The sequence below is a fragment of the Alteromonas sp. DY56-G5 genome (assembly GCF_041414725.1).
Taxonomy (GTDB): Bacteria; Pseudomonadota; Gammaproteobacteria; order Enterobacterales; family Alteromonadaceae; genus Alteromonas; species Alteromonas macleodii.
Window position 1 is genome coordinate 85,396 of record NZ_JANHZQ010000012.1, and the last position, 22,664, is coordinate 108,059.

General features: G+C 45.5%; 20 protein-coding genes, 2 pseudogenes and 1 riboswitch. Of the genes and pseudogenes, 11 read left to right on the forward strand and 11 right to left on the reverse strand.

All coding sequences use genetic code 11. The features are described 5' to 3' along the window. Window positions 1-70: 70 nt before the first annotated feature. Together NO989_RS08370 and pedF are read left to right on the forward strand one after the other, a co-directional pair. Window positions 71-1,858 carry a PQQ-dependent methanol/ethanol family dehydrogenase gene (locus NO989_RS08370; protein ID WP_239246624.1) on the forward strand — a complete coding sequence of 596 codons (1,788 nt, stop codon included), beginning with the start codon at window positions 71-73 and terminating at the stop codon, window positions 1,856-1,858. Window positions 1,859-2,153: 295 nt separating this feature from the next. Beyond that, entirely contained in the window at window positions 2,154-2,651 is a 498-nt protein-coding gene (gene pedF / locus NO989_RS08375; RefSeq protein ID WP_014950662.1) for a cytochrome c-550 PedF, read from the forward strand. A gap of 144 nt (window positions 2,652-2,795) precedes the next feature. Here pedF and NO989_RS08380 read toward each other — a convergent pair whose 3' ends face one another. Further along, window positions 2,796-3,728 carry an AEC family transporter gene (locus NO989_RS08380; protein ID WP_014950661.1) on the reverse strand — a complete coding sequence of 311 codons (933 nt, stop codon included), beginning with the start codon at window positions 3,726-3,728 and terminating at the stop codon, window positions 2,796-2,798. 184 nt (window positions 3,729-3,912) lie between these two features. On the opposite strand from NO989_RS08380, the gene NO989_RS08385 reads away from it, so the two are divergent. The 4 genes from NO989_RS08385 to NO989_RS08400 all read left to right on the forward strand — a co-directional run bounded on the left by NO989_RS08385 (window position 3,913) and on the right by NO989_RS08400 (window position 7,179). Then, the gene (locus NO989_RS08385; RefSeq protein WP_371342375.1) at window positions 3,913-4,173 is read left to right on the forward strand and encodes a hypothetical protein; all 261 of its coding nucleotides are present in this window, start codon (window positions 3,913-3,915) and stop codon (window positions 4,171-4,173) included. Further along, window positions 4,136-4,540, forward strand: a complete 405-nt coding sequence (locus tag NO989_RS08390) for a GGDEF domain-containing protein (protein ID WP_371342376.1) — start codon at window positions 4,136-4,138, stop codon at window positions 4,538-4,540. The genes NO989_RS08385 and NO989_RS08390 overlap by 38 nt, the downstream gene beginning before the upstream one ends. A gap of 105 nt (window positions 4,541-4,645) precedes the next feature. Beyond that, window positions 4,646-5,764 (forward strand): adenosylhomocysteinase, encoded by a 1,119-nt coding sequence (locus tag NO989_RS08395; RefSeq protein ID WP_278344417.1) that lies wholly within the window; start codon window positions 4,646-4,648, stop codon window positions 5,762-5,764. A 209-nt stretch (window positions 5,765-5,973) separates the two neighbouring features. Next, entirely contained in the window at window positions 5,974-7,179 is a 1,206-nt protein-coding gene (locus NO989_RS08400; RefSeq protein ID WP_371342377.1) for a M24 family metallopeptidase, read from the forward strand. Between the two features lie 26 nt (window positions 7,180-7,205). Here the strand turns inward: NO989_RS08400 and NO989_RS08405 are convergent, their stop codons facing one another. Both NO989_RS08405 and NO989_RS08410 read right to left on the reverse strand, forming a co-directional pair. Next, window positions 7,206-8,909, reverse strand: a complete 1,704-nt coding sequence (locus NO989_RS08405; RefSeq protein WP_371342378.1) for a YdiU family protein — start codon at window positions 8,907-8,909, stop codon at window positions 7,206-7,208. 113 nt (window positions 8,910-9,022) lie between these two features. Then, window positions 9,023-9,580, reverse strand: a complete 558-nt coding sequence (locus NO989_RS08410) for a DUF1439 domain-containing protein (RefSeq protein WP_156086915.1) — start codon at window positions 9,578-9,580, stop codon at window positions 9,023-9,025. A gap of 349 nt (window positions 9,581-9,929) precedes the next feature. Continuing rightward, window positions 9,930-10,056: riboswitch (yybP-ykoY riboswitch) on the forward strand. 53 nt (window positions 10,057-10,109) lie between these two features. Between NO989_RS08410 and NO989_RS08415 the strand changes: the two genes are divergently transcribed. Then, window positions 10,110-10,667 (forward strand): manganese efflux pump MntP family protein, encoded by a 558-nt coding sequence (locus NO989_RS08415; protein ID WP_014950655.1) that lies wholly within the window; start codon window positions 10,110-10,112, stop codon window positions 10,665-10,667. A gap of 8 nt (window positions 10,668-10,675) precedes the next feature. Here the strand turns inward: NO989_RS08415 and NO989_RS08420 are convergent. Next, window positions 10,676-10,888 (reverse strand): annotated as a pseudogene (locus tag NO989_RS08420) (TonB-dependent receptor plug domain-containing protein); the annotation flags it as partial. A 310-nt stretch (window positions 10,889-11,198) separates the two neighbouring features. Between NO989_RS08420 and NO989_RS08425 the strand changes: the two are divergent. Further along, window positions 11,199-13,085 carry a TonB-dependent receptor domain-containing protein gene (locus NO989_RS08425; protein WP_287498125.1) on the forward strand — a complete coding sequence of 629 codons (1,887 nt, stop codon included), beginning with the start codon at window positions 11,199-11,201 and terminating at the stop codon, window positions 13,083-13,085. A gap of 10 nt (window positions 13,086-13,095) precedes the next feature. Then, on the forward strand, window positions 13,096-13,539 hold the full coding sequence (locus NO989_RS08430) for a DUF6314 family protein (protein WP_371342379.1): 444 nt from the start codon (window positions 13,096-13,098) through the stop codon (window positions 13,537-13,539). Window positions 13,540-13,557: 18 nt separating this feature from the next. On the opposite strand, the gene NO989_RS08435 is transcribed toward NO989_RS08430, so the two are convergent. The 3 genes from NO989_RS08435 to NO989_RS08445 all read right to left on the reverse strand — a co-directional run bounded on the left by NO989_RS08435 (window position 13,558) and on the right by NO989_RS08445 (window position 15,878). Next, window positions 13,558-14,421 (reverse strand): DMT family transporter, encoded by an 864-nt coding sequence (locus NO989_RS08435; RefSeq protein ID WP_371342380.1) that lies wholly within the window; start codon window positions 14,419-14,421, stop codon window positions 13,558-13,560. A gap of 71 nt (window positions 14,422-14,492) precedes the next feature. Further along, window positions 14,493-15,362 carry an MIP/aquaporin family protein gene (locus NO989_RS08440; protein ID WP_371342381.1) on the reverse strand — a complete coding sequence of 290 codons (870 nt, stop codon included), beginning with the start codon at window positions 15,360-15,362 and terminating at the stop codon, window positions 14,493-14,495. A gap of 324 nt (window positions 15,363-15,686) precedes the next feature. Continuing rightward, window positions 15,687-15,878 (reverse strand): hypothetical protein, encoded by a 192-nt coding sequence (locus NO989_RS08445; protein WP_014950632.1) that lies wholly within the window; start codon window positions 15,876-15,878, stop codon window positions 15,687-15,689. 196 nt (window positions 15,879-16,074) lie between these two features. Here NO989_RS08445 and NO989_RS08450 point away from each other — a divergent pair. After that, window positions 16,075-16,281: pseudogene (locus NO989_RS08450) on the forward strand (Dabb family protein); the annotation flags it as partial. A 159-nt stretch (window positions 16,282-16,440) separates the two neighbouring features. Further along, entirely contained in the window at window positions 16,441-16,773 is a 333-nt protein-coding gene (locus NO989_RS08455; protein ID WP_371342382.1) for a DUF1904 family protein, read from the forward strand. Between the two features lie 227 nt (window positions 16,774-17,000). On the opposite strand, the gene NO989_RS08460 is transcribed toward NO989_RS08455, so the two are convergent. The 4 genes from NO989_RS08460 to NO989_RS08475 all read right to left on the reverse strand — a co-directional run bounded on the left by NO989_RS08460 (window position 17,001) and on the right by NO989_RS08475 (window position 22,533). Continuing rightward, a complete protein-coding gene (locus NO989_RS08460) occupies window positions 17,001-18,437 on the reverse strand; it encodes a PepSY-associated TM helix domain-containing protein (protein WP_371342383.1) in 1,437 nt (478 codons plus the stop codon). A gap of 1 nt (window position 18,438) precedes the next feature. Then, window positions 18,439-18,996 carry a hypothetical protein gene (locus NO989_RS08465; RefSeq protein ID WP_371342384.1) on the reverse strand — a complete coding sequence of 186 codons (558 nt, stop codon included), beginning with the start codon at window positions 18,994-18,996 and terminating at the stop codon, window positions 18,439-18,441. An 11-nt stretch (window positions 18,997-19,007) separates the two neighbouring features. After that, window positions 19,008-21,179 carry a TonB-dependent receptor gene (locus tag NO989_RS08470; RefSeq protein ID WP_371342385.1) on the reverse strand — a complete coding sequence of 724 codons (2,172 nt, stop codon included), beginning with the start codon at window positions 21,177-21,179 and terminating at the stop codon, window positions 19,008-19,010. Window positions 21,180-21,372: 193 nt separating this feature from the next. Next, complete coding sequence (locus NO989_RS08475) at window positions 21,373-22,533, reverse strand: AI-2E family transporter (protein ID WP_283626954.1); 1,161 nt, start codon at window positions 22,531-22,533, stop codon at window positions 21,373-21,375. Between the last annotated feature and the right edge of the window lie 131 nt (window positions 22,534-22,664).

Genomic DNA, 22,664 nt, shown 5'->3' on the forward strand with positions numbered 1-22,664 from the left:
CTAGCTATGCTAATCCTAACGAATAGTCTGAAACAGACCATTTATGGCCTACATGCAACTAGGAACCGTTATGAATAATAATATGCCAATTAAAAAACTTGCCCTATCTATGCTGGTTTGTGCAAGTGCGTTAACTCCTGTCCATGCTGTTGTCACCGACAAAGATATTCAAAATGACCACGTTACCACTGACGACGTAGTGACGTATGGAATGGGCTTGAAAGCTCAGCGCTATAGCCCGCTAACCGCCATTAACCGCGATACCGTAGAAGAAGTACGTCCTGTGTGGGCGTTTTCATTAGGTGGTGAAAAGCAGCGGGGTCAAGAATCGCAGCCTCTGGTAAAAGATGGTGTGATGTATGTAACCGGATCTTACTCTCGTGTGTGGGCCATCGATGCGAGAACTGGTGAAGAGCTATGGCAATATGAAGCGCGTTTGCCAGACGGCATTATGCCTTGCTGTGACGTGATAAACCGTGGCGTTGCGCTTTACGATAATCTGGTCATATTTGGCACCTTGGATGCCAAGTTAGTAGCACTGGATAAAGACACGGGCAAAACCGTTTGGAAGAAAAAGGTTGAAGACTATCGAGCGGGCTACGCCATTACTGCAGCGCCTATTGTAGTTGACGGAAAAGTCATTACAGGGATTTCCGGTGGTGAGTTCGGGATCGTCGGTAAAGTGTATGCTTACGACGCGAAGTCTGGCAAACAGCTATGGGTTAGACCTACCGTTGAAGGGCACATGGGGTACATATGGAAAGACGGTAAGAAAACCGAAAATGGTATTTCAGGTGGCGCGCCAGGTAAAACATGGCCTGCTGATTTATGGAAAACCGGTGGTGCAGCAACGTGGCTAGGTGGTACTTACGACTCAGATACAGGCTTGCTATTTTTCGGTACGGGTAACCCTGCACCGTGGAACTCTCACCTACGTCCGGGCGATAACTACTTCTCGTCGTCGCGCTTAGCTATCGACCCTAATACAGGAAAAATTGTGTGGCACTTCCAAACCACACCACACGATGGCTGGGACTTCGATGGCGTAAACGAGCTTATCTCGTTTGACTACCAGGAAAACGGCAAGACAGTGAAAGCGGCGGCAACCGCCGACAGAAACGGCTTTTTCTACGTCCTTAACCGCGAAAACGGTGACTTCATTCGCGGCTTCCCGTTTGTTGATAAATTAAACTGGGCAAAGGGACTGGATGAAAAAGGTCGACCTATCTACATTGAAGAAAATCGCCCAGGAAGCCCAGCGCAATCAGCTGATGGTAAACAAGGTGCACAGGTTGTCGCTCGCCCTGCGTTCTTAGGTGGTAAAAACTGGATGCCAATGGCCTATTCAAAGGATACTGAACTCTTTTATGTGCCTTCAAACGAATGGGAAATGGATATCTGGAACGAGCCTACCTCTTACAAGAAAGGTGCAGCGTACCTAGGTGCTGGTTTCACCATCAAATCAGTGAATGAGGACTTTATCGGCGTACTTAAAGCGATTGACCCTAAAACAGGTAAAACCGTTTGGCGCTACAACAACTTCTCTCCACTTTGGGGCGGCGTGTTAACCACAGGTGGTGGTTTGGTTTGGACCGGTAACCCTGAAGGTTATCTGATGGCCTTTGACGACAAAACCGGCGAAATGGTTTACAAGTTCCAAACTGGCTCAGGTATTGTTGGCTCTCCAGTGACATGGGAGATGGATGGTGAGCAGTACATCTCTGTACTATCAGGATGGGGCGGCGCAGTGCCATTATGGGGCGGTGAAGTTGCTAAACGTGTGAAGCACTTCAACCAAGGCGGCACCGTGTGGACGTTTAAATTGCCCAAGCGCTATCAGCAGGTGGCAAAAAACTAACCTTAGCTGAGCAGTAAACAGTGATTAATACATGGCCAGCGCCTAGGTGCGCTGGCCTTTTTTTCTTCACCTATTCATTTACCTGTTGGCAAGGTAAGTCTTCATCATTCTTATGGGCGTTATTTCGACTCTGACTTTAGCACTAACGTTGAAGCAGCTATTGTAAAGCTTGCGCTTTCAGTGGCTATCATTGTGGCCTCCTACCAAAGGAGGAGCCTTTCAAAACCAAAGTAGAGTTACCCCTTATTTCCTCGTATGTATACTTAATTCATAGTCTTTTGAGGATGTACGAATTATGAAAACAAAAATATCGATGTTGTTTGCGGCACTCGTGGTAACTGGCTTGTCTGGCCACGTGCTTGCACATGGAAATGTTATCCCTCAAGGAGCAGATAGCTCAGCTATGCCGCCAATCACTGATGGCGATGAGTCTGAAAATGGCTGGGTGTTTGAAAACCCATATCGAAGCCTTGATGAAGAAACCAAAACGAAGGTCATCAAGTTTGGTGAGTCCGCTTATGCAAATAACTGTGCAGGTTGTCACGGCTTGCACGCGCAGTCTGGCGGAATAAACCCAGACCTTCGTGAACTCGACCCAGAAAGCTTTGAAGACGACGAATGGTTCGTTGAGCGCTTGCGTTTTGGCTCGGCGAAAGGCATGCCTGCACTTGGCGGCATTCCTGAAGGTCAAACCGATCCTATCTTAGACCAAGAGACACTTTGGGCTATTAAAACCTACGTTGAAGCACGTCGCGTTGTGGCTATTGAAGAGGGTGAGATCGAAGCAGATTAGGGCGACGTCTGTTACGCCTTTTTCGCCGGGTTAACGTCGAGTTACCCGGCGCTTTTCGTTTCCAATACCGTCTAACAACACATCAATAGCTTCACTCTTCACTGTTTATAAACTTAAAATGCGCTTAACAAAGACGTATTTTCATCACACCAGCTGTAGTTTACTTAATATTCCAAAGGCGAGGGCGGTAATAGGCAGAGATGCCAATGTGCTCACTGCGATGATACTTGCCGCCAAACGATAATCACCGCCTAAGTTTCTAACCATGACATAGCTTGCTGCAGCAGTAGGTGAAATGGCGAGAAGAAGAACAATGCCCAGTTCCATACCTCTAAATCCAAAAGCATAGGCAAACGCGACTAATATGGTGGGATAAACCACGCATTTACTGGTTGTGCTAAGCACAATGTTAAACCAGTCACTGGAGAATGAGCGGAACTGTAGGGAAGCACCGGTACAAATAAGTGCAAGTGGCAGTGTTAGCTGCGCAAAGTATTCACCGGTTTTTATCAAGGTGGTGGGCAATTGCCATTCGAAGTAAGAGAAGGGGAGCGCTGCCGCGATAGAAAGAATCAGCGGGTTTTTCGCCATGCCAGTAACTTGACCCAACAAAGAACGCGACGTGCCTTGATAAAAATTAAGAACAAAGACAGACAATACGTTAAACAATATAGTAATACACCCCATATAGACCGAGGCTACAGCAAGCCCTTCTTGCCCATAGGTATTGGCACAATAAGCAAGGCCAATAATGCCCATATTGGCTCTGAAACCGCCTTGTACAACCACACCTCTGGCTTTGTACGGATGTACGGTCAGATGAGAGGTAATCATCAGAGCGGCAAAAACAATGAGCGTGCCCATAACTCCAACGCCTATCAGCGATAGGTTGGCGGCTTTAGAAAAGTCTGCTCGTGCTATCGATAAAAATAAGAGCGCAGGGAGCGCAACGTTAAATACCAGTTTAGATCCAGCTTCTATAAACCCTTCATTGAGCCATTTAATGCGAAAAAATAGCCATCCCATTAACAGAAGGATCAAAACAGGAATCAGCGTGCTGGTAATAAAACTAAGCATAAAAGATACGTAAGCCTTTACATGTGGAAACGAAACAACATAAAAACGCATTTGTAGAATATTGATGAATTTAACCTATTCACAAACGGTTTTGATAAGCGTAACTTAATATTTATATAAGAAAGGGTTGCCGATACAAAAGCTTGCCCTGTGTTTAAAAGCCCCTATTCAAAAGAATTGATGTATGAAAGCACTTCTTTTATTTATTGGTTTTGTAATAGTTAATTGCTTGTGGGGCGGGCTCTCTCACGCTTACGCTAAAAGTACTGCGTCTTTAGATAAAATGCAGTTAGTTAACGACAAGCTGTGGATGTATTACGAGGAAGGTAGTCAGCTTACTGCTGAAGACATCCTGACTAAATATCAGCAGAATACACTGATAAAAAATACTAATGGGCGCGTTAGTTATGGGTTCACTGGTAACACGGTTTGGGGGGGCTGTTGAATTAGATTCATATAGTGTTTTTGTTACTCATATTGCTAAAAATAGCCCAATAAAAGTCGCTGAAGAAATTAAAGGGCAAGTTAGGGGCTCTGACATTACCTTTCGCTGGGGCGACGAAGAGTTATTGGTATTTTTGCCCAATACTCGGGGGCATTATGCCAAGCAAATTGCCGAGAATCTCCGTGTACACCTTTTCACCCACGACATCAACAAATTCATACGAGTGACAGTAAGTATAGGTGTGGCAGGAACCTCGCTAGAGGAAGAGGATATAAATGTTCTCATTAAACAGTCAGACCAAGCCTTGTACCTAGCGAAAGCAAAAGGTCAAAACAAAGTGGTGATTTGTGAGGAAGATTCAGAATAAGAGGAAGTAACAAAGAGGAGAAATAAAGGGAAGTATCTAGCTGATTTATAAATACAGCATTCTCACGTATGATTCTGCTTTTCTTTTTCTCAGAGTATCCTTTTCATGTACCAAGATTTTCAAGCAGAGTTGGCGTGGGCTAGCCTTCATATGCCGCGCACTCATAATGCTATTGCATCACTTCCCGATCTGTCGAACGTTAAACTTGCTTGTAACATGCATTTAGATTTGAAAATGGCGCCTTTGGTTGAAGGGCTACTTTCACGAGGATGCGACATTTTTCTTACCACGTGTAACCCTACTACAGTGCAAGATGACGTGGTGTCTTACCTTGTTGATAAGGGCGCAACGGCCCATGCATGGCGTGATATGAGCGAGGCTGACTGGTCTGAGTCATTCGATAAAGCGCTGGCGTGGCAGCCTACTCATTTGTGTGAAATGGGCGCTGATCTGACAACTCGGCTTCACGAGAACATAAAAGCAAATAAACCAGTACCGAGCATTGTATCGGGCTTAGAAGCAACGGGCTCTGGCATTAACCGCTTAAATGGTATGGCGCCAAACTATCCAATATTTAACTGGGATGATTTGCCGGTAAAAGAAGGGCTTCACAACAGGCACATGGTGGGCTTAAGCGCATGGCAAACCTTCTTCCAAACCACTCATCTAACCCTGCACGAAAAAGTAGTAGTTGTTATTGGTTATGGTCTGGTAGGGCAGGGCGTTGCTGCCTCGGCTAAAGCGTTCGGGGCACAGGTTCAAGTTGCAGAACTTGATCCAGCAAGATCGCTTCAAGCGAAATACGACGGCTGGCCAGTGGTTGATTTAAATGAAGCGGCTAGTCAAGCTGACGTCATTGCCACTGCAACTGGCGCGTATGGCGTGGTGAATTCGAGTCATCTAGACAACATGAAAGACGGAACATTTATTTTAAATGTAGGCCATGTAGCCCAAGAAATTGATGTGCCTTATCTTAAAAACAACGCTACTCACAGTGAGCCAATGCCTTATGTAAATGCCTATAAACTGGGCGATAAAACACTGTATCTTCTAGCCGATGGCTCTATGTTTAACTTAACTGCGGGCTATGGTGACAGCATCAATGCCTTCGACGTAACTTTGGCCGTTATGGCGGCGGGTATCGGCTATATCGTAAATGAAGGCGCAAAAAGCGAAAAAGGCTTGTACTTGCTACCAGAGGCTGCGTGGAAAAGTGCACTGTGAAGCACAGCGAGTCATAAGCGAATCATAAGCAAGTGTTTATCTTTAGATACGCTGTACAAGCTGTACAAAAGGTCTAGCCATCTCTGCTTATCTCGACATTTCTATTGAATGTTGTACAGTGAGCCCGTTTTAATAAATTCATATTTAAGGCGGGCTGATGATCATTCCAACAGGCAATCAGCCTTGCGCCAGTGTAGGGACGAAAAAAAATGGGTAAAATAATAGGCACAAAAACACCACAGCAGGCTTTAGATAGCCTTGTCAACATGACAGGCGATCTGCGCCCCATAGAACTCTCTGAATACAAAGCCCGAATTGCCAAGGCGCAGCATTATATGCAGGAAAATGGCATTGGTGCGCTCTACTTAAACGCGGGTACTAACTTAGCGTATTTTACAGGTATGCAGTGGTACGCCAGTGAGCGTTTAGTCGGTGCGCTTTTACCTGCAAAAGGTGACGTTGTATATCTAGCTCCTACCTTTGAGATCGACTCTTTAAACGAACGCAAATTAGTGGAAGGCGACATAATTGGCTGGCAAGAGCACGAGAGCCCATATGCGCTTGTCATAGCTATGCTAGATAAACTAAATACCGCTGGAGGCGATAAACTGGGTGTGGATGAGTCGACCCAGTTTTTTATCATAGATGGTTTGAACAAGATGCTTGGCCAATCTTGGCAAATTATCAATGGTGCAGAGGTAACAGCACACTGTCGCATGCACAAATCTAACAATGAACTAGCGCTTATTCAACGCGCTATGGACATGACACTTGCTGTGCATAAAGCGACTGCCAGTATGCTTTATGAAGGTATTACTACTACTGAAGTTGAAGCATTTATTAACGATGCACATAAGAAAGTGGGGGCCACTGGTAACTATTTTTGCATTGTACTTTTTGGAAAAGCGACCTCGTTTCCCCACGGCGTTAAAGACCCTCAAGTATTAAAGAAGAACGACTTAGTATTGATTGATACTGGCTGTAAGGTGCACGGCTATCTCTCTGATATCACGAGAACCTATTGTTTTGGTGAGCCAACCGATAAGCAACGAGCATTATGGGAAAGCGAAAAGCGCGCGCAGCTTGCCGCATTTAACGCTGCAAAAGTTGGTGTTCCCTGTGGCGATGTTGATAAAGCCGCGCGAGACAGCTTAGCTAAAGATGGCTTAGGACCAGACTATAACTTACCAGGTTTGCCCCATCGAACCGGGCACGGCATCGGTATGGATATTCACGAATGGCCTTATTTGGTGAAAGACAATCCTCACCCGCTAGCATCTGGTATGTGTTTTAGTAACGAACCTATGATCGTAGTACCAAACGAGTTCGGTATTCGCTTAGAAGATCACTTTTATATGACCGAAGATGGCCCTGTGTGGTTTACTGAGCCTAGCGAATCGATTGACTCTTTATAAGTAAACTAAAATGAAGCTGCTCTTTCTTACGAAGAGCAGCTGTAGTGCGCGACTCCGCCCGCACTGAAAAATTCAAGTGGGCGCAGCTGGTAGTACTTATTCTCTACCTCTTTTGATTGCTCATCATAAGGCGCAGTAAGTATCTTCTGAAGTTCGTGAATTGGCGTAAAGTCACCTTTCTCTGCGGCTTTATAAGCAGGCACAATTAACCATTCGCGCCATGTGAATTTAGGGTTTGCTTTGCGCATATTCTCTGCGGTAGCAGCAATAGCGTTTGTAACATCACCTTGTGCTTCGGCGTCCTTTTCAATACGCTCACGCCACGTTTGTAGCCATGCTTCCCATTCTGTCAAGACCTCTGCTTTAGGCGGGTAGTAAAAGCTTTTCGTCAAGCTCGCCATATCTCTTGGTATTGACGATAGCTCTCGGAAAAACAGATTGTAGTCTACGCCTGTGCGCAACATTAATTGCAGCAGCTTAATTAGCAAGTCGTGGTCGTAGCTGGCAATGCCAAGCTTTGTTGCCCACATACTCTCCATGGCGCGTTCCATAACGCCAGAAAAACCGTCGTTGATCTCGTTAAGCTTAGAAAGCTGTTCACTGTTGCCGTCAATTAGCGGCATCAGTGAGCGGCAGAACATATCGAAGTTCTTTTGCGCAGCAATGGGCTGGTTTAAGAACGAGAAGTGACGACCGCCGCCTGTCCAAGGTTGGTAGTCTGCTTCAAAAAATTCACAAAAACCGAATGGCCCATAATCCAGCGTAAATCCTCCTGCGGCGCAGTTATCGCTATTAAAATTGCCTTGGCAATAACCGACGCGAACCCAACCAGAAACAAGACGCGTTAGCCGGTCTCGAAATAGTGCAGCCAGCGTTACCACCTGCTCTTCAAACGGCGTGGTTGTGTCAATTTCACTTGAGTACTCTCGTTCAATAAGGTGCTTAACAATGGCTTCTAGTTCGTTTAACGCTTCGCTGTGTTCGTTACATCGAGCACGTCTTGCAAAAAGCTCTATTTGCCCTACGCGCAGAAATGAAGGCGCAACGCGGGTAGAAATAGCCGTTATATTTTCTACCATCACTTCAGGTTCATAGGAATGAGACCCTTCGCGATACCACGGCCTGTCTATCGTGTCTGATTCAGACATAAACAAGCTCAGCGAACGTGAGGTCGGAATGCCAAGCGCATGCATGTGTTCTTGCACTAAAAATTCGCGCACGCTTGAGCGCAATACGGCGCGCCCGTCTGCGCCGCGACAATAAGGCGTGCGACCAGCACCTTTTAACTGCATTTCCCAACGCTTGCCGTTTAATACTGCTTCAACGATAGAAATTGCTCTGCCGTCGCCGTAGCCGTTACCTGTTCTAAACGGGCACTGCTGTGTGTACTCTGTACCGTAAATAGAAAGTGCGTAGCCGGTTGCCCAGCCGAAGGGCTTCATTGGAGCAGGTACATCCGACATGTCCCCTGAGAATAGCTGGGTGAAATCTTTAGATGTTGCCAAGCTATCGTCTATGCCTAATTCGGCAAACAGCGTTTCGCTATGAGCAACGTACGTCGGTGCAGTTAATGGGGTCGGAGTAACTGGCACATAGTGACCTGAAAACACTTGGCGCGGGTTATGGTCGTCACCATCGCACGTCGACTGCGGGTCTGGGGTAAGGGTATTCAGCAAAGAGTAATCTACGTACTTTGCGAATTCATCTAGTGTTTTGATACGTTCTGTCACTATGCCTGCCTATTTCACTGAATGGGAAAATCTGTTTGCGAGCATCGAGGCTCAGGTTACTTTTGCACCTTTAACCATTAACAATCTCGACACTTCATACGTTTTTTCAATGATTATTGTTTAGGTCGAAGTGCAAGCTGGCCTTGCTCTACAGTTAGCTGTAAAGGTACCGTTGAAAGCATGCTTACCGCTTTGTTCGCAGGATCTAGGCGATAAACAGGGTTATTGGCTAAATAGCCATTGATGAGCTGCATGAATTCGCCACTTACAGGGGCTAAATTACCCTTAAAGCCGCCAGCATCAATTGTGCTATCAAGTAGAGACAATGAGCGCACAAAAATCGCTTTTTCTTCACTGTCGTAATAAGGCGTGCCTTCCAAAGCAAGACTTACTTTTGCAGGGTAGTTCAACCCAAATGCACTAATACGCGCAGTGGCAATAGCGCCTAGCTGAACCACGTCTCTGCCATCTGGGCCTATGGTTGCTGTCATATCTTCCACGTCTAAATAAAGAGGAATACCAGCAAGTGACGTTTGCTTCTGCAACTTACTCACTTGGCTATCAAGCACTTGTTCTAACTCGGCATTAGATACAGTGTAAACTGCCAGTTGAGAGAGAGTAGCGCAGCCTGCAAGAATGGTAGCGAAGGCAATGGAAAGTAGAATTCTCATAAAAAAGTCTCTTTTAGCAATGAGTTGTCGAATTACACAGTGCGAGCCGGAAATACTGGCGCTGCAACAACGAAGTGTCTCTATTGTACGGGCAGAGGAAAGGGATGAACAATGAAATCGTTAACTCGCTAAGACAACGGCTTATTCAGGGAGTCCATGAGTAGCAGAGAGGCGCAAAGCGTAACGCTGAAAAAATACTTGGTTGCCGACACTTAATAAAATTGTGTGTATGACCACTGTTGGAATATGTGCAATCGAAAGAGCGTGAACATGGCGTCATTTATATCTCAAGTTGGACAGTTTGTCGCAATCAACTTGATTAGTTTATAGCGGCTGTATTACCGTAGGCCCCTCGGTTGGGGAGTAGCCTGTTTCCGTTTCGAATGGAAAAGTTTGTATCAACATAATTGGTCACATTACCATGGTACAAACACCTCTTGGTTGGCGAGACCATCGATAAGTCCACGCGTAAAGGTCAGGCGTGCGGATTTGTCGTGGACTCAATTAGCCTGACCGGAGTTCTAAAACTATGAGTATCTTCGCTCTTATCTTGCTAGCCTTTGCTATGTCAACAGATGCGTTTGCCGCCGCGATAGGCAAAGGTGTCAAAATCAATCGCCCTCGTTTAAGTTTTGCCCTCAAAATTGGCCTTTTGTTCGGACTTATAGAGGCAACAACTCCATTTATAGGCTGGTTCATTGGTCGCGCGGCGTCTTCATACGTTGAAGCATGGGATCATTGGATTGCGCTAATAATTCTTTCTGGTTTAGGTATTCATATGGTACTCGAGAGCCTGAAACCTGCCGAAGAAGAGTCGACGTCTCAAAAACAATCCTTTATTTTGTTGTGTATTACTGCGTTAGGCACAAGCATCGACGCAATGGCAGTGGGTGCAAGTCTCGCGCTAATTGACGTGAACATTGCTATTGCTGCGACGTTAATTGGGATAGCCACTTTTTCTATGGTAACTATTGGCATTATGTTGGGCAGTGTTATGGGAACATTGATAGGTAAGCGAGCAGAGACATTTGGTGGCATTGTGCTTGTTTCGGTTGGTACTTGGATCTTTGTGAGTCACACACTCTAGAGCGTGTTGATCTTTGTGGTTTGAACGTTAACCGTGCTTCTATTACCGCTATAGCCACGCACGTTGAAACCGTTTATTAGATAACCCGATGGGTTATTTTCATCGCCAGAAAAACCTCGGATCGCAAAGCTATCGAACATGCCGCCAGAGTTGTTTTGTCTAACAATGGTGGGCGCAAAATCTAGTGCATCGATGAAGCGCGAGATCCCTTCTTTTAAGATCAAGCATAAGCAAGGTATTACGTGTCTTTGGCAGGTTTTGCAGAGGTCATGAACGTTATGTTATCTCGTTTCTTTTGGCAAGGAAGGTAAGCAAACAATAAGGTGAGATTGATGATTATTGCGGGCTGCTACAGATACATACAGGCTGTTTATATTGATAAATGGAAATGTGCAGAGCTGTGAGTAAAAATAAACTTACTGGTCTAAACTCACCTGCGCAGCGTTTTCCTCGGTCTACTAATGCTATACACTTCGCGTTTTTATTACTCTTGCCTGCAGGCTGAACCTAAATTTTTAACTAGGACACTGAATGCGTCACACAACCCTATCTTTGCTCTTTTGTACTTTACCTTTTGCCGCCATGGCCGCTGAAAGTGTTGATTCATCAAACGCTAACTCTGGCGTGGACAGCAACGAAAAAGGCGTAGAAAAAATTACGATTGAAGGGGCGGCGACGGCGAACAACAAGCCGGTAGGGACGTTTAATTCACCTATATCTAACTTAGAATACGATCCGCGAGTCGATTTGCAATCAAGGAACATGGCAGAAGCGCAGGCTGACGTGACTATTCGCGGCGGTATATTCGAAAACACGGGTTTTCGCATAGGAAGCGCAACGCTGATCGACCCGCAAACGGGGCACTATTTCGCTGAAATTCCGATTGCGCCAGAAATGTTGACGAAGCCGAGTATTTTCACGGGCGTCGATAACGCGCTTTACGGCGTAAATAGCTCTGTAGGTACGGTGTCTTACGGCTGGCGTCCCATCCAAACAGCAGGCAGTGTGTCAGTGGGAATAGGTAATAACAACTTCAATTTGCAGCGTGTACACGGTGCAGTAAAGCACGCGCTTAGTGATTTACCCGGTTGGTCTGTTGGCGTTGAAGGAGAGTATTCTCGCTCTGAAAGTGATGGCACTATTGCTAATGGCGATCATAATTTCGAACGCGCGTCAGGGCGTATTCAGCTGGCAAGTAATGACTCACAAACCGACGTGTTTTATGGCTTTCAGCAAAAGTTTTTTGGCTGGCCTAACTTGTACACGCCTTTTAATGTAAACGAGACAGAAGACATTCAAACCCGTTTGGTCATGCTAAATCACAAACAGCGCTACGGCGAAGAGAGCATGAAAAATACCTTTGAGGTCTCTGCTTACTACAGAGAGAATGACGACCATTACGTATTCTCACGTGAAAATCCTGAAGCGTTTCAGGCGTTTCACGAAACCAAAGTTAAGTCATTGGCGTTTTCCGGTACTCATAATGTTTCGCAAGAATTTGGTATTAACTACGCAGCACAGCTTACTGCAGACGACATCACCTCAACCACGCTAGAGAACAATTTCACCTCTCGCGACTACTACAAAATAAGCGTAGTGCCCGAGTATCGAACTCAGTTGAACAGCAATGAATCGCTTACCGTTCGTTTAGGTGGGGCGTTTGACGATACAAATCGCGACGATGACCGACTGTCTTTTGTGGGCGATATTAGCTGGCTTACCCAAGCAGGGAGCAATGCCTCGCGTACACTCTATCTTTCGTATGCAGAGGCGACGCAGGTGGCTGGCTACACTGCTGTAGGCGGCAGTACCACAAGCGGTCTGTTTAGAAGTAACAACCAGTTACAGCGAGAAGTCAGCAAAAACCTAGAGTTTGGGGCATCATTTGATAAATCCTCTTTCAAAGTTGATACCGCCGTATTCTATCGCTGGGATAACGAGCTGACAGATTGGACGTATAGCTTCGACGCTACGTCAGCTCGCAGTGCAAACCCGGTTGATATCGAAACCTTAGGTGTTGAGGTGATTGCCATTAAACGCTTTGAGAGCGCAGATGTGGTGGCCAGCTACACCTATTTAGATAAGTCTGAAGACTATCGAATTGATGAGGTAGACGCGAGCTTTTACGCGCTTAACTATCCGCCGCATCGCGCCACCCTTGGGTTGGTGTGGTTTGCAACCGATACGGTTGAAGTGCGCATTGACAACGAGTGGCGGAAACAAGAAACCAATGCGCTTAGAAACGGCGACGAATCTGCGTTTTTCTCACATGTCACTTTCACATATTCACCTGCTCAGATTGAAGGGTTAAGTCTGGTATTGGCAGTTGATAACTTGTGGGATGAGCGCTTTGAAGAAATCCCAGGAACGCCGGGGCGCGGCGACCAATATTCTGCCACTGTTACCTATTTTTGGTAAGGGCGGCGCAATGACAGTTAATTATCCTCATACCTTGGACGATTTTGCTGGGCGATGGACGCTAACGCGCAAAATCATCCAGCGAAATGGTGATGTATTTACCTTTTCTGGCGAGGCTGAATTTAGCTGGCTGGAAGGCAGCGTACAAAAAGAAAAAAGCGGCTTGGCGTATTACGAAAAAGGCGAAGTAACTGCGCCTAACCAAAGCGTAATGCCCGCAGAACGTCGGTATTTCTGGCAGCAGCCTCAAACTGGTTTATTTGAAGTGTTGTTCGACGATGAACGTTATTTTCATTCTTTCAGTTCGACCAATCCAAACGCTGAGCACTTGTGCGGCGACGATAATTACGTGGTGCGCTATGACTTCACAGCGTGGCCTGTGTGGCGCTCTACGTGGCAGGTCATCGGGCCGCGCAAAGACTACACCATGGTGAGTGAGTATAGTCCTGCGTAGTTTTGGCCTTTTTGAGGCTTATAACTGTTTCTGCTTCTTAGCGTGTTGATGGGACATCCAAAGTGCAATAGCAATGATGGCACCGCCAAGAAGCAGGCGAGAAAAGTCGGTGTCTTTTTGCCAAAGCAGTAAATTAACCACAAGCCCCGCTGGAATAAGTGCGTTATTCATAATAGCTAACGTACCACCAGAAACGGCTAGCGCCCCTTGGTTCCAAAAGTAATATCCAAGCCCTGATGCCACAATACCCAACCACAGTAGCACTCCCCACTGCTCGGTATTTTGCGGTAGTTGACTTGGGTTGCCGAATAGGAAAAAAGCAGGCAAGGCTACAACTAACGCGCCTAAATAAAACCACGCGAATACGTTGTGATAGGGTACTTGAGCTGTAAAAGTCGAGGTCAGCTTTTTATAACCCACTTGTCCTAGTGCAAAGGAAAGATTAGCACCCTGAACAATGGCAAAACCAAACCAGTAGTTATCAGTCACGCCATCAAAGCGAATTATGGCTGCACCTGCGGTGGCAATAAGTGCGCACAATAAATAAAACGGGGTAAACCGCTTAAACAGGGCGTCGTTCAAAATGGCGACATAAAGCGGCGTAAAAATGGTGAAAAGCAACACTTCTGGCACGCTTAAAAACAAAAATGCGTGATAGAAGAAGATGTACATCAGCCCTAATTGCACAGCACCTAAACTGGCCAGAATCACCTTTTGTTTAAGGTTCAATAATGCCGGCCTAAGGAAAGGAAGGAAGATCAGTGTGGCGAGCACAATGCGTGTCAAAACAGCAAAATAACTGTCTACTGAGCCAGCCAAAAACTCGCCTATGAGCGAAAAGGAAAATGCCCACAGGACAGTAACTGCTATTAAATAAAACACACGCTATGCTTCTTTGTAAGTTTAACCGCGGCGTAAAATAGGCCATCGCTGCTCGTATATCAATAGTTAGCTTACCCTCTATCAACACTCGCTTCAGAAGTTTGTGTAACAGCGGAAGTTTCGCAATCGTTTGGAATAGTGCAGGCGCGACTTTCTGGCGAAAGGGAATGACCTATTAATACAGGGTACAGCCAAGCGCCAAAGCATGCTCCACATATAGGCGCTACAATAGGCACAATAAAGTAGGGGATGTCTTTCGCCCCATCAAGCGCATACTCCCATCCTGCAATATAGGAAAAGAGCTTAGGACCAAAATCGCGAGCTGGGTTCATGGCAAAACCGGTCAACGGCCCTAAAGAAGAGCCAATGACAGCAATGACGATACCAATTAGTAGCGGATTCATGGCTCCACGTGATGCGCCGTTATTTTCATCTCCCAATGCCAGTATTGCGAACATCAAAACGGCAGTGATAACGAACTCAACGCCAAAGGCTCCCCAAAATGAAAGGGCTTTGTGGGGGAAAGTAGAGAAAATGCTTGCTGTTGTGAGAGCGTCTACACTATCGCGCGAAAGGTTATGAGTGAGTTCATAATCTATAAAAAGTTGATGATACAACCCGTAGATAAGTGCAGCAGCAGCGAATGCCCCCAAAAACTGGGAAAGAATAAAGGGGGCAACTTTGTGCTTTTCAAAACCGTGAAAAAGCGCAAGCGCAATAGTTACCGCTGGGTTGATATGTGCACCGGAAACGCCAGCAGTACAATAAATGGCAACAGCGACGCCAAACCCCCAGACAATACTGATTTCCCATTGACCGAACGAGGCGCCTGTTAATATCAATGCTGCAACGGCACCAACACCGAAGAATATCAGAATTGCCGTGCCTATGAATTCAGCAACACACTGGCGGAAAAGCGTTGGTTCCGTGAGAGGTAACATAATTCTTCCTTTTAATCTTTGACCAGTACAACGCATTGATCAGAAAAAGAAGCGACAGAGCTATGTTATGAAGAATGAAAGCTGAAACCGTTTTATGTTGGCACAATAGTGCATTAACCGTTCATTCAACTAACAGGCCGTTAGGTTCTAATTCTGACGCAGCTTCCCATGTACATTTAATAGGAACGCATCATAAAACGAACATAAACGAACTGCAAATGAGCAAAAGCGAATATTTGTCGTTCTCGGTGTTGATACTGGTATTCAGCTTGGTATAGCAGCACCGCTGTTACCTCAGAGCGGTAATACTAAAAAAGGCCAGTCTTAGTGGAGTACGGATAGCTCAGTACTGAGGCTAGCATTTTTGTTGTCGCTATCGCCTTTTAACTCTCCAGCTTCTTCAACCAATGCCGTCATAGCGTCAATAATATCAAGGAAGCTTGCTAGCTGCTCTGGCGTTAGACCATTAGATAAGTTTTCAATTTTATTGATAAGCTGTTTGGTAGGTAAGCGCATAGCGTCAAAATCTCGTTGTTTACATGTTTAAAATTCAGTTTCTTTAGGTATCTTTCAAGTTGCTTGCCAACATGCAGAATATTAAACTCCTGGCGCTTTCTTGCCTTGCTAATTGAGTTCAGATCTATTTTGCAGTGAAGGCGGAGCTCACAAGTGTGTGTTTACGCGAAGATGAACGGGTTCTTATTGCTTCACACAAGTTCACTCGCTTCACATTGGTGTGCCTGCCAATACACTAAAGCGTGACGTGATAGATAACTCGTTTGACGTGTCGGAACTTATGCTATTTGAAAGTGTTGAAGCGCAAGATGAGTACCAGCTTCATCCTATTCACAAAAAGTTTGTGGAAGAGTGTTCTCATTTATGGCGTGAAGTGGTGGTGCGAGATTCTGTTTCGGTATAATTCTTAATTTGCCGTGACAATGTTTTACCCTTTTACCGAATAGTATGGCATTCATCGCGCACTAAAGGCGAGTCCTCAGTCTAGACGCTATTAAAGCGTGGTATGATGCCGCTTAGAAAATTCCGGTACACAAACTAAAGAGCTATTAAAGGACAAAATATGCCGCACATTCGCGTAAGAGGTATCGAGCAATCAGTGTTAGAAGAGGTTGCAGGTTCTATCGTTGAACAGTTTGCCAAACTGACCGACACCCCTAACGATCATTTCACAGTAGAGCACATTGCGAGCCAGTTCATTGTGGCCGGTGGAGCCTCTTCGGCTTATCCGTTTGTAGAAGTTTTGTGGTTTGATCGCGGGCAGGATGTCAAAACTGCAGTGGCTCACGTTATCGATACTGCGCTTCGCCCCTTCGTAGGAGAGGATAAGGACATCACGGTTTTATTTGAAGATCTCAACGGTAACGACTACTACGAAAATCGCGAACATTTTTAGCGTTTGTATGTCTCGTTAAGCTCCTGCAGAGCAAGATTATCTAGTCCTTTTTCATTGCTACTTTTCTCTTTCCATCTTTTTACAGGTTCATCATGTTCTTTGAGCGCGTTTCACATCGTCCACTGTTTTTAAACGTGGCTTCTTACTGTTGACCACGCTGACAACTAGACTAAGTAAGCATGTTCACTTTGCCTCAATTCCATCAGTTCCCATTAGAACCAACGCGTCTATACATTCCAGCCTTTCTTTAATCGCGAGTATAGGTAGCGCCACACGCACAGGGCAAAAACGATAAACGCGCTGTCTATAATGAGCGAGTTCATGACTAACGAACTAGGGTAGTGAACAGCAAAGTGAGTAATGGCCAATACAACTAACAAGGCGGCGAGACAATTCAACAGCACCAAGTGAGTTTTCATAAGCACTTTTTGCATTAGTGAAGCGATAAGAATAGCTGTCAATGTTACCCAGAAAACAGGTTTTGTGGGCAGCGCCAGCGTTAACTCTAACAATGCAGCCCAAATAAATGCGATAGGCGTGCCCCACACAAAACCCAGCCAAAGCTGGTTTAAGGCATCTTGCTTAGCGCGTTTTGCCAGCCACAAATTTATACCGGTAACAGAAATAATAGTTAACGCGAACCCCATTAATCCGAAGAATATCTTCATCGCTTCTGGACCAAAGTGGCCGAAGTGTATGCGATATACAGAAAATATCGCTTGTTGGCCTGCATCACCATCTGAATAGCCGACTTTATCGATATATTGTCCACTGGCATCAAAGCGATATTGCTCTGAATAAATGAGCTTATCCAAGTGCTGCGAGCCGAGCAGAATATACTGATTGTCTTTGGTCGCATTTTCCAAAGTAACAAAAATGGGCTGGGTATTGGGCTCCATTTTCATTATGTCGGTCAGCGCTTTTTCTATATTCGCAATGGCTGGCTGATGTTCAAGCTGAATCGATGAACCATAAATGTCGGCAAACAGATCAAGCTTGTTTCCTTCATATAAGGTATCGGCATAAATGGACGTTAAAAACGATGCTAAACCAAAATAAACACCGGTTAGCGCAATCATCAAGTGAAAAGGCAAGCCCCACACGCTCATTCTGTTGTGTAAGTCGCCTTGTGTAAGCTGCTCGTTGTTACCTGTTCGCAACCGAAAGGCATCTTTAAAAATGCGTCTGTGAGCAACAATGCCAGAGATAATCAATGCACACAAAATAGCACCCAATACACTGACGGCCATCATTCCGATGTCTTCAGGTAGATGCAGGGCGGTGTGTAAATCAACGATTAAATCAGTAATAGGGGTTGTGGATGGTTCACTTAATTCACCGGTTGGAGAAATATTCCAATACTCACCGTCTGCACTAATACGTGCGCGTGGCAAATCGTGCGTAGGCAAGCGAATGACAATGTTTCCCTGTGTTTGACCCTCTTTCATTGTGAGAAAGCGTTCATAAGCATTTTGAATGCTGCCAGGGGTGTAATCTAGATTATCTGCAATATGGGGTTGTTCCCACCGCAGAAGTTCTTGAGAGAAAACAGATAAAGTGCCTGAAAAGCACACCCAATACATCAACACACTAACGGCTAGTCCTAACCAAGCGTGACTTTTTAAGGCGCTTTTATTTGCGCTGGGAGAAATAGAAATACTCATTTTATATACTATACAAGTAGAAGTAACTTAACGCGCTAAGTACACTCAACACCCCAACCGGGCGCCATAGTTTACTGTCTGCACAAAGCCAGTATGCGCCACATCCCCATAATAGAGGCATGGTGTAAATTCCCAGTGCAATCTGGTTTACTTTGCTCATGCTAAGCGCTGTTGTCCACACTACGGTAACTAACATGGCGCAAATAGCACTTAAAAACACACTGCCAAGTAGTTTTACGAGGGCGTTAAAAGCAATAGCGGTAGACGGGGAAGTCAATCCAGATGCGAACGGTAAATCGACGCGTTTTACATCTTTACTTATTCGTCGTCGGGCGAGATAAATCCAACTCCATGCTTGTAACGAGAAAGCGACCACTGCGTAGCAGGTACCTAATTCAGGGCCGTACTCTGTAATCCAAAGGCTTAAACTCGCCAGCATTAACAACAATGCCGAGAGTTTAGCTATACGTTTAAAGGCGATCTGTGTGCTTTGCCAAGCGCGGTAAAACAAACCTATCGCCAATGCGCTGCCTAAAAAGGCAGCGATTGACAGTAGCATAACTTAACCCGTTAAAAATTGAATGAAGCAGACAGTCTGAATGTCCGAGGTTCACTTAATACAAGGTAGTTTGAGCCAGGGAAGCCGCCTACCGACGCCCAGTAATTATTGTCAAAGACGTTATCTACACGAGCGCGAAGTGTGATGTCGGTCATTCCTGCAAGGAAGCTGTAACGAACGCCTAAATCGAAACGATTAGATGCATCGACTTCAAGGCTATTGTCGGCACTGGCATATTGTTTCGAGGTATAGGCCGCACGTGCATCGACAGTAAGCCCTGGAAGGGTATCAACATCCCACTCAAGATTAATGTTTGCTTGTAAATCAGGAACACCAATGGCCGTTTTGCCATCTAGTGTACCGTCTTGAGTTTTCGTCATTTCCGCATCGAGCCAAGTGAATCCGCCCAAAACACGTAGATTTGAAGTTGGCATGCCAAATACGCTTAACTCAAGCCCTTGGTTTTGCTGTTCACCATCGGTACTGAAAACATTGTCTTCAACAATTGAGCTTTGCTTTGAGGTGTTGAAAACACTCAATGAACCACCGTATTGCCCAGCATCATATTTCACACCTACTTCTATTTGCTCGGCGCTGTATGGGTCAAAAACTTCACCCGCGTTTTCAATTGGTTCACCACCGCTTGATGCAGGCGCTACCTCACCAGGAAGCAGTCCCTCGATATAGTTGGCGTAATAAGACACCTGTTCTGACGATTTATAAACAATGCCCACAACCGGCGTGAATTGAGATTCGTCGTAGCCTGACAACTCATCACCTGTATTGTAATCAAAGGTGCGGGTTTCAATGTTTTGAACACGACCACCAAGGGTTAAGAGAACTTTTCCATCGTTAAACGAAATCATGTCTGCAAGAGCAAAACTTGAAAGGTCTGTTTTTTCTGTGATTAGTGGGTTGCTAAGGTCGCCACCAATAAAGAAGTCAGCATCGGGCATGGTTGCTGTTACCGGATTATAAATATTTCCAGCAAAGCCGCTAAAATCAGAAAACGCATAGGCATTTTCAGATTCTAGAGAAAACGTTGATGCAGACGTAATGATCGTGTGTCCCACGCTTGCGGTTTTGAATTCGATATTTAGGCCCACTTCACCTGAGCGAATTCCATCATTTCTAACGTTATCAAAACGGTAAGCGGAAAAGTCGCCATTTGCTTCTGCCTGTCTAGGGTTAGCAAACACATTATCTTCTTCACCCGATCTGAAACCATACGCCGCCCATGCAGTGATGTTGTCGGTAAAATCGTATTCTCCACGAACCGCACCGAAAAATTGACGCTCGTTAGTGTAAGTCCACTCTTGGGCAAAATTGGTGTCACTGTCAGGCGCTTCTGGAATTGCACTACCAGGAGTGACTGCAGGGCGTGGTGAGTCAACCTGATGGTCTTGGTAGCCCAAATCCAAAGAAAGACGGAAGTTATCGCTATCGTGATCAATGCCAATAGCAGCAACGCTCAATTCACGATCTTGGTTATCGATACTTGTTTCGCCGCCTCGTTGTACAAAGTTTGCTCTTACGCCGGTACTTTGACTATCGTCGCCAAATCTGCGGCTTACATCTGCTGCGCCATACCAATGTCCTTGAGACTCGTATCCAAGCGTTACACGGTTTAATGGGTCATCGCCCGCGCGCTTAGGCACTATATTTACCGAACCACCTAAGCCGCTCCCGCCCGGTGCTGCGCCGTTTAGAAATGCACTGGCGCCACGGAAAACCTCAACGCGTTCTGACAACTCGGCAGCAACATATTGGCGAGGTAAAACACCGTACAATCCGTTGTAAGTCATATCGTCAGAATAAACGGGAAACCCGCGCATTACGTATAGCTCTTGAAAATTACCGAAGCCTTTTGCCACACGAACCACCGGATCGTTTTGCAACACATCGGCGATACTTCTTGCTTGCTGTTCCCTTATGATGTCTGCGGTAAAGTTGGTGCTTGCGAATGGAGAGTCCATCATGTCGAGATTACCTAAAATACCCGCACGCCCACCGCGAGATACTTGGCCTCCTGCAAAGCTATCTCGTAATTCAACCTGAGATGCATCAACAGTAATATGCTCAATGTCATCATTATTATTATTATTTTCTGTTTGTGCATATACAGGCGCGCCTGCACACGACAGGCCGAACATCACGGCCAAGGCACTTTTAAGCAAATTCATGGGAGCTCCAAAAATCAAAAGACAACGAATATGATAACTATTTTCATTTTAAAAAGGCAGGATATGTTCCTTTAAAATATGCATTTCGTCTTTTATTTGAAGAGGACTATCGTGCTTTGTGCCTAGATTTTAGGTAAAAGTCCGCACACGCTGCTATCCATGCAACGTGGTTGAGGGGGCGAAGAGAGTGAAATTATTTTGACTCGAGAAGTCTTATCCAGTGATCAAATACGCCCAGATTCTCAAGTATGATCTTAAAACACATTAGAATAGGCACGGCGAGTAAAACGCCTACCACACCCCATAGCCAACCCGTTATTGCTATCCAAATTATGATTATTAATGGGTTAAGCTGCATACTTCTTCCTAGCACCGCAGGCGTGATGAGTTGTGACTCAATGATATTCAATACTAAAAACAGACCCGCAGGCAGAAACGCACTGCTGGTAAGCCCAAACTGCACAAGCCCAACTACCAGCAATACCACGCAGCTCGCCACACCACCCAAGTAGGGGACAAAGTTCATCAGCGCAACCAGCGCTCCCCAAAGTAACGCATCATCTATTCCTAAATAGTAAAACACGCCTGCTGTAGCTAACCCTAAGCAAGAGTTTATGATGCTGATGGTGACGATATACGAAGACAGCTCCCGTTGAATTTGATCTACCAATACCAGCGTTCGTCGCTTGTTGGTAACAATGGGGAAGTCTCTTACAAAAACATTGAATAGGTTGGGGCCAAAAACCAACAAGAAGAAAATTAAAACGATACAGGCGAGCACCTGTGCCAGTAAAAATGGCGCGTTACTGAAGAGTGTGAGCCCAATATCTATTCCGCTTTGTTTAATTTTGTCTGTCACAGAGTTTGTGTTGTCTTGCGGTGGAGAAAGTTCAGGTGACTTCTCATCGTCACCAAACCAGCTAAAGAATGAACGTTCTTTTTCAACGGGTTCAGCTGGAGGCGTTGCATAAGCGTCGATGTTGCTGCTTATCTCTTCAATTTCTTTGGATATCTCGGCAGCAATTTTGGGGAGAGATTGCATCCAGCGTTCTGCCGGTTCAGCAAGCTCTATACCTAAAAATGTAAACGGCGCGACCAGCAAGACAATCAGGGCTCCCGCTGACAGTGTGCGAGGTATGAATAACTTGCGTGCGAATGCAACAAGAGGGCTCAAAAGCAGAGCAACAAAGGCGGAAAAGAAAAGAGGAACAAGTAAAGATTTGGCAAGGTACAACGTATAAATGACAGCAAAAATCACAAGAATATTTAGCAGTCTGGTTTGTTGGGCTATTTTGGGGAACTTACCAGCATACTTCCCGTTCCCTTTATCTTGATTCGAGCCAGCGTTGTCCATGTCTTAGCCTTGGTAGAAAGTGATCTTGGTAGAACTTTTACTAGTGATAGCGTAAGTGTTACGAAAATTTAATCATTTAAGTTCACTTACCGCACCGCTAGAGAAGTCGCTTTGTACTGCTTAACGTAAAT